This window comes from Flavobacterium lacisediminis (assembly GCF_025909975.1).
Classification (GTDB): Bacteria; Bacteroidota; Bacteroidia; order Flavobacteriales; family Flavobacteriaceae; genus Flavobacterium; species Flavobacterium lacisediminis.
This window is the reverse complement of record NZ_JAPCIO010000005.1, coordinates 225,002-238,574: the sequence shown is the minus strand read 5'-3', so window position 1 is coordinate 238,574 and position 13,573 is coordinate 225,002. Positions and strand designations below refer to the sequence as shown.

10 protein-coding genes are annotated in these 13,573 nt (G+C 31.8%); 4 read left to right on the top strand and 6 right to left on the bottom strand.

Going from position 1 to position 13,573, the window contains the following annotated elements; translation table 11 throughout:
- Together OJ995_RS09330 and OJ995_RS09325 are read right to left on the bottom strand one after the other, a co-directional pair.
- Positions 1-1,227 (bottom strand): choice-of-anchor L domain-containing protein (locus OJ995_RS09330; RefSeq protein ID WP_264369167.1); only part of this gene is annotated, 1,227 nt, incomplete at its 3' end.
- Between the two features lie 3 nt (positions 1,228-1,230).
- The gene (locus tag OJ995_RS09325) at positions 1,231-4,587 is read right to left on the bottom strand and encodes a DUF8693 domain-containing protein (protein ID WP_264369166.1); all 3,357 of its coding nucleotides are present in this window, start codon (positions 4,585-4,587) and stop codon (positions 1,231-1,233) included.
- Between the two features lie 168 nt (positions 4,588-4,755).
- On the opposite strand from OJ995_RS09325, the gene OJ995_RS09320 reads away from it, so the two are divergent.
- The 4 genes from OJ995_RS09320 (at position 4,756) to OJ995_RS09305 (ending at position 10,486) form a co-directional block, all read left to right on the top strand.
- On the top strand, positions 4,756-6,195 hold the full coding sequence (locus tag OJ995_RS09320; protein WP_264369165.1) for a hypothetical protein: 1,440 nt from the start codon (positions 4,756-4,758) through the stop codon (positions 6,193-6,195).
- 46 nt (positions 6,196-6,241) lie between these two features.
- Complete coding sequence (gene pepT / locus OJ995_RS09315) at positions 6,242-7,486, top strand: peptidase T (RefSeq protein ID WP_264369164.1); 1,245 nt, start codon at positions 6,242-6,244, stop codon at positions 7,484-7,486.
- A 117-nt stretch (positions 7,487-7,603) separates the two neighbouring features.
- Positions 7,604-9,832 carry a M20/M25/M40 family metallo-hydrolase gene (locus tag OJ995_RS09310; protein ID WP_264369163.1) on the top strand — a complete coding sequence of 743 codons (2,229 nt, stop codon included), beginning with the start codon at positions 7,604-7,606 and terminating at the stop codon, positions 9,830-9,832.
- A gap of 75 nt (positions 9,833-9,907) precedes the next feature.
- Positions 9,908-10,486: a YdeI/OmpD-associated family protein gene (locus OJ995_RS09305; protein ID WP_264369162.1), complete on the top strand. Its 579-nt coding sequence runs from the start codon at positions 9,908-9,910 to the stop codon at positions 10,484-10,486.
- A 52-nt stretch (positions 10,487-10,538) separates the two neighbouring features.
- On the opposite strand, the gene yajC is transcribed toward OJ995_RS09305, so the two are convergent.
- The 4 genes from yajC to OJ995_RS09285 all read right to left on the bottom strand — a co-directional run bounded on the left by yajC (position 10,539) and on the right by OJ995_RS09285 (position 13,426).
- Positions 10,539-10,805: a preprotein translocase subunit YajC gene (gene yajC, locus OJ995_RS09300; protein ID WP_264369161.1), complete on the bottom strand. Its 267-nt coding sequence runs from the start codon at positions 10,803-10,805 to the stop codon at positions 10,539-10,541.
- Between the two features lie 21 nt (positions 10,806-10,826).
- A complete protein-coding gene (locus tag OJ995_RS09295; RefSeq protein WP_264369160.1) occupies positions 10,827-11,285 on the bottom strand; it encodes a DUF1573 domain-containing protein in 459 nt (152 codons plus the stop codon).
- A gap of 12 nt (positions 11,286-11,297) precedes the next feature.
- A complete protein-coding gene (gene nusB, locus OJ995_RS09290; protein WP_264369159.1) occupies positions 11,298-12,239 on the bottom strand; it encodes a transcription antitermination factor NusB in 942 nt (313 codons plus the stop codon).
- A gap of 83 nt (positions 12,240-12,322) precedes the next feature.
- Positions 12,323-13,426, bottom strand: coding sequence for a Glu/Leu/Phe/Val dehydrogenase dimerization domain-containing protein (locus OJ995_RS09285; RefSeq protein ID WP_133607340.1), 1,104 nt, complete (start codon positions 13,424-13,426; stop codon positions 12,323-12,325).
- Positions 13,427-13,573: the final 147 nt, after the last annotated feature.

The window sequence follows — 13,573 nt, the reverse complement described above, 5'->3', positions numbered from 1 at the left end:
ACACGTTGGTTGTGTTACTGCTCCAACTGTTGGTGCTGCTGGTGTAGTACCAACTGTGATTGTTATTTCATCAAAACATGATAAATCCGAAGCTGTCCATCTCAATACATTTGTACCTAAAGCCAAACCATTAACAGTAGTCGATGGACTTGTAGCAGAAACAAAAGTACCTGAACCAGATTGTACAGACCATGTACCCGTTACAGGGGATGTAGCTGTTATAGTTGCAGATGTTACGTCACACAAACTCTGATTTGAACCTGCATCACAAGTTGACTCAGTAGTAAAACTTCCAGCTTCTAAATAAACAACACTATCATAAGTTCCATCATTTACATCTGTAACAATTAATTTTATATGATACGTTTGACCAGGGGTTAAACCTGTTTGTGTTGCTGTCAAAATTCTTGTGTTACCATTAAGTTGTGTTCCATCAATAGTTCCTAAATATTCAGGTGTTGGGGTATTTTGTACCCAACTCCCATTAGCGGCAATACAATTGGCAGAACTTGGAGCACCACCACTTGATCCAACAACTCCATTATTTACAGAATTTATAGATACTTCTGAACCATTAGATAAACGAGCAATATTTCTTGCATTATTAGTAAAACCTTGGCCACCAGCAATACCAGGACCACTTATTAAAAAACCAAATTTATCATTATAAGAAGAACACTGATAATTAATAAAACCACTGTCGTCTGTATATTCTTCAGATCCAAAAATGTAACGAAAAGTTACAGAGTTTTCTACTGGAACAAAATCAAACTCTAAAATTGCAGCATTAAAATAATTTTGAGCTCCGGCTAAAATATCCAAATCTAAAATATAAGTTGGCGAACCTCCTCCTTGTCTTATTTCTCCAGTAGTCCCTGAAGTGTATGCAGTAGCCATTTGTCCAACAGAACCAGGATGAACCCCTAAAGTCAATGGAATTGTTGATGTATTTCCTGTTGACAACACAACTCCACTTGTAAAACCCATTTGTGCTAAAGTAGTAGTTGCCGTAGAAAAATATCCAACTTGATAACGACTTGCATCATTATAAACTCCTCTGAATACAACATTTGAAATTGTAGTCCCACTACTTGCAGGTACTAATACACCATCTACTAATTGTGTAGGTGTGTATAAAGTATTATTAATAGTTATTTGACAATAAGCAGATGATAATGCAAAAAGCAAAATTATTATCGTAACTATTGATCTGATGAAACTTTTCATATTCTAATTTTGATTTAAAATTTTAGTTGTCTTTTTTGCACCATTAACACATGTAACATTTACAATATAAATACCAGATGCAAGTACTATATTCTTGGTATAATTTAGGACATTTTGTTCAAGTGAAGCATTGAATATTAATCTACCATTTATATCATATAATTCAACTTTAGAAATTGGAGTATTACTTAAAATTCCAAGTTGTGAGTTTAAAATTGAAGCTTGAATTTCAGTTTCTTCATTAAGAATATCCTCATCTACTCTATCGGATTGATAAACAATTTCGAATCTATCTACAGTGTTGTCTGGATAAAAGAAATATGAAGCTTGGGTTAAATCATGATAAAAATTCATTTTTTTATCATGTAAATAAATACTTTGCGTATTGAAAACACCCTCTTTTTTACTTAAACTAATAGTTAACATTGATGATGGATTTTGTAACGAATAATCCAATGCAACTTTATCTGTTAATTGAAATGCCTCTCTTCCTTGGATAACTAATTTTTCATCCCCTAAAACCGAATAAAATTTAACTGGTGACAACGAATTAATTGGTCCATCGTATGCTTCATCAAAATCATTAGTTGCTCCCGATATGTAACCTACTAACAATTCATTATATCTTCCCTCTGCATCAGCTAAACGCAACCAATATCTATCTTTTTCATCATTTGCCCCTTTGTAAAATTGGTTGTTACTTGGAATGTCTTTTGTTCTCTGTTTATTAGTGAACAACACAGTTCCATTGACTTTAGGACGTACCATAAATCCTTGAGCAGAAGCAATATATCCATTTGGCAAAATACCATTTGGTGATTGAGTGGTAGCACTTGGAACCCCAACTCCCCCTGTTAAATTAAAGGACGCATAGTCAGCTTGCTGATAAAGTCCACTCCCCGGATAAGGTGTATTAGCCGACCATAAATAAACCGTACCATAAATTTTATCACTATTTTCATTATAAAAATCTTCAAATTTAATTGCTCCAGGATATGGATTTCCTAACAAAGTGAAATTTCTAAATGCATTATGTTCATTATCATAATACTTTACAGTTGCATTATAATTTCCGTTATTAGATGTACCTGAATAATTTAAAGTTATATTGGCTGGAGTTGTTCCAACACTTGTTTTTACTCTTGTAATGAAACCAGTTGCAACTGTTGGCTCACTTACTAGCGACCTCCAACCTTGATAACTAAAATTCACTCCATTAACACAAAAATCAGGATCCCAATAATATTTAATATCAAAGTTTGTATTAAACACAGGAAGAATGGCATTACTCACTGGCTTACTCCAATAAACATAATCCCAACGAATTTTATTCCCTGTATCTTTAGTAAAGTTTATATTGGGCGTTACGATAGATTCGTTATTTAAATCTAACGGATAGTTTACCTGAACTAAATTACCTCTACTCTTTACGTTTATTATACCATTATTAAAAATGGAATTTACTACATAAACATAAGTACCTAATTCATCTGCACCTACATTTGATTTACTATCGTTATCAATTACAAGTGTTTTTCCCGTTTTTACAGTCATAACACAAGCGTCAATATTACCATAAGTTGATGTATTATAGTCGTAATCAATGATTACATGTTCATCAACTGTTGGAATTGTTTTTCTTGACCATCCAATAGGTGTACCTTTTGTAAATGTTCCTAAAACTGTAGTAGTTCCTGGGTTTGTTGTTTTAGCAACTCTAAAAGTTCCGGTTGTAGGAACAGCTGTAACTTTATAATATCCATTATATCCTGCCGGTGTAAATCCTTCAATTACAACCCAATTGCCGACAACTAAACCATGAGTAGCTTTTGTAAAGGTAATTACAGAAGTAGCCCATGTTGCTGCTGTAATGGCATTTGGTAGATTTGCTCCCTTATCGAAAGTTATTACATCTGCATCTGTGGCAGTTGTGGTTACATCTCCCCATGTATTCAATGTTGAACAAATAAATGTTGCTGAAGCAGCACCACAAGTACCTGTGAAACGATCGTTACAAATGGTTAGCGGTAAGCTAGATGGAAGTGCTGTAGAATTTTCCGTATATCCCGGAGCTGCTACTATGGTAGTATCTGCACCAAATTCAGGTTTACTAACTGACACTCCTAAGCCATCTGCAACCATATCACCATTACCACCAATTCCTGCACCTAAATCATTTATTTTAATTGAATTCTTAGGAATATCTTTATTATAAAGATTTACTTGAGTACCTGAATAAACTGAATTAAATGTATTATTTTCTAAAACTACATCGAAAACAGGCGCAGTACTACCCTTATCAAAACTGATATCTTCACCTTTATCAACAGCATTATTATTTGTAAATGAACATGATTTTATATTAATATTAGATGTAACATCGCTTAAGTTAGTTATTGTAATAGCGCCACCATCGGAAGAGGTTGCTGTTGTGGAATTATTAGAAAAACTACAATTAGATATAGTTACATTTGAATCTACAGAAGGGTTAATTATAATAGCCCCTCCTCCAAAGTTACTCCCTCCTCCAGCAGTAATATTACTATCAAAACATGAATTCAATATTGTTAACGTACCCCCTTTATGAGCAATTGCGCCTCCAGTTGTAGCACCATTTGCATCAAAAGTAGAATTTGTGATAGTTACATTTGCAGAGGCTCCTTGAATTAAAATTGCTCCTCCATCTAAAGCACTTATCACATTATTATTCATGCTACAATTTTCAATATTAACAGTAGCATTATTTATTTTTAATGCACCTCCATAATTTGCTGAAGCAACTCTATTACAGGGTAAAGAAGAATTCTTAATTGTAACACTTGTAGTTGAACCTGAAATATATAACGAACCTTGACCTCCAGACCCAACATTAGCATAAATAATGACTTGATCAAAAATTATACCTGTTCCAGAAGAAATTGTCATAGCTATTCCATCAGATGCACAGTCATATTTTGTTATTTGAATTCCTTTGAAAACCGCATTATTTGCAGTAAGATTTCCCCATCTAACAGTACCAGTTACAGAACCAGATTCAAAAATTGTGTTTGCAGCTCCTGCGCCTATAATTTGAATATTATTTTTATTAAATGCAATTGTTCCTGTACTAATATATGTTCCTGAATCAACATAAATAATATCACCACTAGTTGCAATTGCGTAAGCAGCAGCAAGTGTTAATTTAGGAGAACCTGCTGTTAATCCTGAATTTGCATCATTTCCAAAAGCAGAACAATAAACATCGTTGAGAGCTGAACCATCATTTACATATATATTGGCTGAAAACACATCAGAACAGAAAAAGAAAGCTACAATGAATACAACGATTCTAAATCTAAATAAATAGTAATTTTTATTCATATGGTGTTCAGATTAATTTATTAGCAATTATTTAACGTGCTGTTAATCATTTGTTCAAAAGTAAGTAAACATGATTCACGTAATAATAAAAAAAATAACTATTTTTGGATTTTAGAACATATACATATGATTATAGACGAAAGCAAAAAACTCATAGAATCAATGTCTATGAACGAAAAAAGGTATTTTAAAATATTTATAAATAAAAATATTTTTGGAAGTCAGAATAAATACCTATTACTTTTTGATATTATCAACAGTAACACAACAATCACTGAAGATACTTTAAAAAAACATGTAAAAGAACAAGATTATTCGGATAAAAATATTTCTTATGATATTAATTATTTAAACAAAATCATACTACGCTCTTTAAATGAATTTCATCACGAGAAAACGATTAGTCTTAAACTTCAAAACCATATCAAATCGGTTGAAATTTTATTCTATAAAGGATTATATGATGAATGCTTAAAAATTATTAGAAAAGCAAAAAAACTAAGTCTCAAAAATGAAAATGAAATCTTAATTCTTGAATTATTGAATTGGGAAAAAAAATGCATGGGATATTCAAAAGGATTCTACGGTGCTATGTCGGTTAATGAAAAAATAGATAATTACTTTAATTACATAAAAGAAAACAGAGAAATTACCGATTTATATTATCACAGTTATTTCTTAAAAAACAACGTTGGAAAAATACCTTTCGAGGGAATTCTTGAAGAATTCAATAAAATTATTGGAAATGCTATTTTTAAGAGAGATGGATCGAGCCTGCATTCAGTTCAATCTAAAATATTTTATTTTTTAACAATAGCAAATTACTTTCACGTTATTAACAAAAAAGAAAAAGAACTACTTAACCTAGAAAAAACGATTGATGTTTTCGACAACAACCCTTTTTATAAAGAAGAAAACCCATTAGACTATATTTCTGTTTATACGCGAATTATTGACATCTATAAAAAAAGTGACGATACAACTTTTCATAACAAAATCGAAGCTTTACGTGGATTTGAAAACATTTTAGATTTTCAAAAAAGTGTAGCACAAGAGCGTATTTTCTTTCACACTAATCAAGCTGAATTAGAATTTTTAATTTTTAACAATAATTTTGAAGAGGGTTTAAGAATGATGCAAATAGTAGCAAAATCTTTGAAGGAAAACAAATTCAATATTGAACCCTACTATTTCATTGGGATGTATTATCAGTTTGCTTGTATATTACTAATCAGTAAAAACCTATCACAAAGCTTAAAATACATCAACTTAATTCTGAACGAATTCAAGTTGGAAGATCGACCAAAAACATTTATCAAAACAGAGATCATAAATCTCATCATTCACTACGAATTGAAAAACTATAAATTAGTACTTCACAATTACAGTACTTTTAATAAAAAATACAAGCGTGTTTTTAAACTAAACTTTATTGAGAAAAATATAATACAAGCAATTATTCAAATTTCTGAAAATCCCTTTGGCAGTAATGAAACAGTAGAATTCAAAAAACTACATACTAAAATTCAGAAAAAAAATGATTTAGAGGATAACATTTCAAATAAAATTTACAGAAAATACATAGACTCAAAATTAAATCGTAATTAACTAACCTATTCAACCTATTCCTTATATTTGCTTAAATTTAAAAAACATGCAACACATTATCGACCGCTTTGTAAGCTACGTTACTATAGACACTGAATCAGATCCAAACTCTGACACAACACCTAGTACAAAAAAACAACTAGATCTTGCCAAACTTTTAGTAAAAGAATTAAAAACAATGGGAATGTCCGATGTAACTATTGATAAAAATGGTTACGTAATGGCTACTTTAGAAAGTAATGTAGAACACGAGGTTCCAACAATTGGTTTTGTTTCTCATTATGACACAACTCCAGATTTTACGGGTGCTAATGTAAAGCCTCAAATAATTGAAAATTATGATGGCGGTGACATTTTGCTAAACAAAGAACAAAATATTGTACTTTCTCCAAGTTATTTTAAAGATTTACTTTTATACAAAGGTCAAACTTTAATTACTACAGACGGAACTACTTTACTTGGTGCCGATGATAAAGCTGGAATTACCGAAATCATGTCGGCAATGGAATATTTAATTCAACATCCTGAAATCAAACATGGAAAAATTCGTGTAGGTTTTACGCCTGATGAAGAAATTGGTCGTGGCGCCCATAAGTTTGATGTAGAAAAGTTCGGATGCGATTGGGCGTATACTATGGATGGTAGCCAAATAGGTGAATTAGAATATGAGAATTTTAATGCTGCTGGAGCGAAAATCACTTTCAAAGGAAAAAGTGTTCACCCTGGGTATGCAAAAGGAAAAATGATTAACTCAATGTTGTTAGCCAATCAATTCATTTCAAAATTACCAAAGAACGAAATTCCAGAAAAAACAAAAGGATACGAAGGATTCTTTCACGTGGTTGGAATCTCTGGAAGTATTGAAGAAACGATAGTGGAATTAATTATTCGCGACCACAGCGCTAAAAAATTCAAAGAAAGAAAAGAGTTCATCCACGAATTAGCGAATAAATTCAATAAAAAATGGAAAAAACAATTTGGTGAAGAAATCGTAATAGCAGAAGTCAAAGACCAATATTATAACATGAAAGAAAAGGTTAAGCCTGTTTTTCATATTGTTGAAATTGCAGAAAAAGCGATGAAAGAATTAGGAATCAAACCTATCATAAAACCAATACGTGGCGGAACTGATGGTTGTCAATTATCATACAAAGGATTACCTTGTCCAAATATCTTTGCTGGAGGACACAATTTCCATGGAAAATACGAATACGTTCCTGTTGAAAGTATGGTTAAAGCTACTGAAGTAATTGTTAAAATTGCCGAAATTACAGCAGCAAATAAAAACTAAATCAAAACTAGAATAGAAAACTATTATAAAGACAAGCATTTTGGAGCTTGTCTTTTTTTGTATATTCGTACCTCATTTTATATTCATTAAAAATAAAAACTAATTATGTTTCAAACTATGAATCTTAAAAAAGGCTTATCAGTAGTACTTATTACCTCACTTTCAATATTTTCTTTTGCACAAGAAAAACATCTTAAAAACATCAAACAATTAACTTTCGGTGGCGATAATGCAGAAGCTTATTTTAGTCCAAATGGAGATAAACTAACACTTCAAGTTACTAATAAAGCTTTTGGTGTGTCTTGTGACCAAATCTTTATGTTAGATTTAAAAGCACAAGAATTCAACGAAAAAAGTTTGCAATTGGTTTCAACTGGAAAAGGAAGAACCACTTGTTCGTATTACATGCCGGATGGAAAACATATTCTTTACGCATCTACTCACGCTGCTGATCATGCTTGTCCAGCACCACCAAAACCGATTGATGGAAAATATTTATGGGCCATTTATCCAGAATTTGACATTTACATTGCCGATTTAAACGGAAACATAACCAAACAATTAACTAATTCTCCTGGTTATGATGCTGAAGCTGTAGTTTCTCCTGATGGTAAAAAAATTGCTTTCACAAGCATTAGAAGTGGTGACTTAGAATTATACACCATGGATATCGATGGAAGTAATTTAAAACAAATCACAACTGGCTTAGGTTATGATGGCGGATGTTTCTTTTCACACGATAGTAAAAAACTAGTATTCCGTTCGTCACGTCCTAAAACAGCTGAAGCTATAAAAGAATATAAAGATTTATTGGCTCAAAACTTGGTAGCGCCATCTGAAATGGAAATCTACACTTGTAATATTGATGGTTCAGATTTAAAACAAATCACCAATCTTGGAAAAGCCAATTGGGCGCCTTACTTCCATCCTTCTGACAAGAAAATCATCTTTTCATCGAATCATCATTCTACTCGTGGATACGATTTTCAATTGTACATGATTGATATTAATGGTGAAAATTTACAGCAAATTACCTATGAAAGTGAATTTAATGCTTTCCCAATGTTTTCTCCAGATGGAAAGAAATTAGTTTTCTCTAGTAACAGAATGCAAAGCAAACCAAGAGAAACCAACGTTTTCATTGCAGACTGGGTTGAAGGAGATGCAACTGAAATTGCTCAACCAAAAGCATTAAAAAAACACATAACGTACTTATCATCTGATGCATTACAAGGGCGTTTAACTGGTTCTGAAGGCGAGAAAAAAGCAGCGGATTACATCGCAAAAGAATTCAAATCATTAGGATTAAAGCCTTATGCCAACAATAGTTATTTCCAAAAATTCAATTACAAAGTAAAATTGAATCCTCATGCAACGGATGGCTCTGGAGATAAAGCAAATCACGGAACTAATGTGATTGCCTTTTTAGATAACAAAGCTTCTAAAACCATTATTATTGGCGCACACTATGACCATTTAGGTTTAAACGAACACAACCATTCTACGAAACCAAATTCTCATGGCGAAATTCATAATGGCGCTGATGATAATTCTTCTGGCGTGGCTGGAGTTTTAGAATTAGCTCGTATGTTATCAAAAAACAAAGTCAAAGAAAATGCGAATTATATTTTTGCTTTGTTTTCGGGTGAAGAAGATGGTTTAATTGGATCTAAACACATGGCGGAAACTTTAAAATCATTACATCCAAATGTTATCGTAATGATTAATATGGACATGATTGGCCGCTTAAATGCAGATAAAGGTTTAACAGTGGGTGGTGTAGGAACTGCTCCTGAATTTACAAACATCATTAATAAAAACAAACCAGCTGGGTTCAATGTAACTTTAGACAATGCAGGACAAGGTCCATCTGACCATACTTCGTTTTATTTAAAAGATATTCCAGTGTTGTTTTTCTTTACAGGAACTCACATGGATTACCATAAACCAAGTGATGATGAAGATAAAATCAACTATTATGGTGTTAGAAATATTGTAGATTATGTATTTAGAGTAAGTAATGAAATTGAAAATCTAGATAAAATTACATTCACTAAAACGACTATGGATGCTGGAAAGACAGTTCCAAAATACAAAGTAACTTTAGGAATCATGCCAGATTATACAGACCATGGTGATGGTTTACATATTGATGGTGTTACCGATAATCGTCCAGCACATGCAGCAGGAATTTTAGCAGGCGATATCCTAGTAAAAATTGGAGATTGCGAAATCAAAGAAGTATATGGCTATATGGAATGTTTAGGAAAATTAAGTGTAGGCGATGAAAAAGACGTAACCGTAATGCGAAATGGCAAACCAATTACAGTTAAAGTAAAATTCTAAGTATTAATTAAAGAGGACAATGTTCCTCTTTTTTTATGAAGATTTTTTACATTTGATAAATAAATCGTTATCACTTTGGAAAAAGAAAACAAATGGAATAAAACCAATCAATGGGAAAACGAATTGGAGCAATTGCATACTATCATTCGTAAAACCCTTTTAGTTGAAACTACGAAATGGGGCGGACCTGTTTATACCTATAAAAACAGAAATGTAGTGGGAATTGGTGGATTTAAATCGTATTTTGGAATATGGTTTTACAATGGTGTTTTTTTGAAAGATGAGAAAAAACTGCTCATAAATGCCAATGAAGAGAATACGAAATCACTTCGTCAAATGCGATTCAACTCGGCACAAGAAATTGATGAAAAACTGATTTTAAACTATATAAAAGAAGCCATTGAAATTGAAGATAAAGGATTAGTTATTCCGAAAGAAAAAAAAGAAACCATTATCCCTGAATTGTTGCAAAAAGAATTGGATAAAAATTCAGAACTACATACTAAATTCAATCAATTTTCACCATATAAACAAAGAGAATTTATAGAATATATAGTTACTGCCAAACAAGAAAAAACACAAATTACTCGTTTAGAAAAAGTCATTCCAATGATTTTAGAAGAAAGAGGATTGAACGATAAATATAGAGCATAAAAAAGCCGAATTTCAATTAAGAAATTCGGCTTTACTTTTATTTAAAATGAAATTATGCTTTTAATTTAGCACTCATTTCCATTGAAATAGCAGATTTTTCCATTTTGATTTTACCAGCCATTGTTTCTACAACGATTGTATCTTCATTCAATTCTGCAATTTTACCGTGGATTCCAGCTTTAGTGATAATTTTATCACCTACTTTTAATCCGGTTTCAAATGCTTTTTCTTTTTTGGCTCTTTGTTGTTGTGGTCTTATTAATAAAAAATAAAACACGGCAATCATTAATACAATTTGTATTGCTAAACTTGGATTCATACGTTGTTTATTATTTAGCTACTACTTAGCAGCTGGTGTTACATTTGCTTTAATTTTAAACGTTTCATGACCATTCTCAGTATTAGTCGTTAACGTTACTGTTTTTTCTTGTTCTCCTGGTTTATTTTTAGAATCAAAAGAAACTTTTATTGGTGCAGAAGCACCTGGTTTAATTGGATCTTTTGGTGGTTCTGGAACAGTACATCCACAACTTCCTTTAGCATCAGCAATAACTAAATCAGATTCTCCAGTATTTTTAACAATGAACTCTGTTTCTACGATATCACCTTCTTTAATAGTTCCAAAATCGTGAATTTCCTTGTCTAATTCCACGATAGGTAATTTTCCTATTAATGCTTTTTCAGCTTCAATGGTTTTCACATCAGCATCAGTAATTTTATCTGCTGCACTTTCTTGTTTACAAGCTGTTGTTAACACAACTAACGAAAGGGCGAATAACCCAATTGATTTTCTTATCATATAATTAAAATTTTATAATAAACCTCTACCTGCTTTGTTCAATTTTCCGTCTCGGTCAAACTCTTTTACTAAGTTGTCCAAAATTCCGTTGATAAAAATACTACTTTTTGGTGTAGAATATTCTTTTGCAATTTCTAAATATTCGTTAATTGTTACTTTCGTAGGAATAGAAGGGAATTTCAACAACTCACAAATTGCCATTTTTAAGATAATGGTATCAATTTCGGCAATACGTTCTACATCCCAATTTGGCGTTTTATCGATGTATTCTTTAGATAATTCAACTTCGTTTAAAACCGTTTTTCTAAACAAGTTTTTTACAAATTCTTTATCATCAGAATCTTTATAGACTTTTGGAATTACCAATGCATCATGTTCCGATTTTAATTGTTTGATTTGCTTCACAATCAGAGTATTGATTCCCGGTAAATCATCTACCCAAGTTAATTTATAATCTTCTAAATAATCGTATAGACGATCACTTGGAGCAATTACTTCGGTATATAAATCGGCAATAAAGTTTTTATCATCTTCAAAACTACTAGTTGGTTTTTCCATGTAATTTTGGTACAATTCACTTTCTTTAATAGTGTCTATTAAACCTAAAATAATATCATCATTCAATTTCCAGTTGTTGATGTTATTATCATCTAAAGCCGTTTCTAATGCTTCTGATTCGGTTAATAAAACCAAAGCTTTATTGTTGATGAATTTTAAATTTGGATGACGTTCTTCTTTAGTAGCTAAGTGTTTTTTAGAAGCCAAATCGATGTATTCCTCTTCTTTCTTTTTGATTTCTATAAGTGCTGAAAGCAATAAAAGATACAAGTTTTGGGTATTTTCGATACTTTGAAAAAGGAATTTTTCTTCTTTATCCAAATTATCAGATTGGTGTTGGTGCATTGCATAAATACTTTGCATCACTTTTACTCGGATATGTCTTCTGTTTAACATACTAATTAAGAACTTTATAAAATTAAGAGAGCGAAAAAGTTGCCTCTTTCGCTCTGCAAAAATACAATTTTATTTAAAACGAATTACTTCTTTAATTCATTTTTTGCATCATCAATACGTTTTTGCGCCATTGAAAAGGCTGCTTGATGCGTAGTAATGTTGTTATCATCTGCAAATTTGAAAATCTCTAATGCTGTGTTATAGATGTTTTCTGTTTTTTCCATCACCTGAGCATTCGTCCATTTTACTAATTCAGAATACACATTGATAACACCTCCAGCGTTAATTAAGAAATCAGGTGCATATAAAATACCTTTCTCTTTTAAGATTTTTCCGTGAATTGCTTCGTTTGCTAATTGGTTATTTGCAGCACCAGCAATGATAGAAGCTTTAATATTGTTGATAGTAGCATCGTTAATAGTAGCTCCTAAAGCACAAGGTGCATAAATATCTACATCAGCACTGTATAAATCAGCACCTGTATAAATTTTAGCGCCGTACTTCGCTCCTACTTGGTTTACTCTATCTTCGTTAATATCAGTAATCGTAACTAAAGCACCACTTTCTGTTAAGTGTTGTACTAACACTTCACCCACGTGTCCAATTCCTTGTACTAATACTTTTTTACCTTCTAAACTATCAGAACCATATTTGTATTTAGCAGCTGCTTTCATTCCCATGAAAACTCCATAAGCTGTTACAGGAGAAGGATTTCCTGAACCACCTCTTTCAACTGAAATACCCGCAACGTGTTTCGTTACTTCGTTAACAGTATCCATGTCTTTGGTTTCCATTCCTACATCTTCTGCAGTGATATATTTTCCAGATAATGAATCTACAAATTGTCCAAAACGGCGCATTAATTCAGGCGTTTTTTGAGTTTTAGCGTCACCAATGATAACCGCTTTTCCTCCACCTAAATTTAATCCCGAAATTGAGTTTTTGAAAGTCATTCCACGAGACAAACGTAAAACGTCGTTTAACGCTTCCCATTCGTTTGTATAATTCCACATTCTAGTTCCTCCTAATGCAGGTCCTAAAACTGTGTTATGAATTCCAATAATTGCTTTTAATCCTGTATCTTTGTCGTGACAAAATACAACTTGTTCATGACCATCAAAAGAAACCTGACCGAATACTGGGTCTACTTTATGAAGCTCATTCGCTTTTAATAATTCTGCTGTCATGTGATTTGAGTTGGGTTGAAAATTATTCAATATTTAATTACAATATTACGAATAATTTTAAATTGATTCAAAAAATTATATTTATTTTAATAATTTAGCAATGAAAAGCTAAAAAACCCGATAATCATTCATTATCAATTGATTAAC

Coding starts and splice junctions, on each gene's coding strand:
- OJ995_RS09320 (WP_264369165.1), top strand. CDS start 4,756: ATGAACGAAAAAAGGTATTTTAAAATATTTATAAATAAAAATATTTTT.
- nusB (WP_264369159.1), bottom strand. CDS start 12,239: ATGTTAAACAGAAGACATATCCGAGTAAAAGTGATGCAAAGTATTTAT.
- OJ995_RS09325 (WP_264369166.1), bottom strand. CDS start 4,587: ATGAATAAAAATTACTATTTATTTAGATTTAGAATCGTTGTATTCATT.
- yajC (WP_264369161.1), bottom strand. CDS start 10,805: ATGAATCCAAGTTTAGCAATACAAATTGTATTAATGATTGCCGTGTTT.
- OJ995_RS09295 (WP_264369160.1), bottom strand. CDS start 11,285: ATGATAAGAAAATCAATTGGGTTATTCGCCCTTTCGTTAGTTGTGTTA.
- OJ995_RS09310 (WP_264369163.1), top strand. CDS start 7,604: ATGAATCTTAAAAAAGGCTTATCAGTAGTACTTATTACCTCACTTTCA.
- OJ995_RS09285 (WP_133607340.1), bottom strand. CDS start 13,426: ATGACAGCAGAATTATTAAAAGCGAATGAGCTTCATAAAGTAGACCCA.
- pepT (WP_264369164.1), top strand. CDS start 6,242: ATGCAACACATTATCGACCGCTTTGTAAGCTACGTTACTATAGACACT.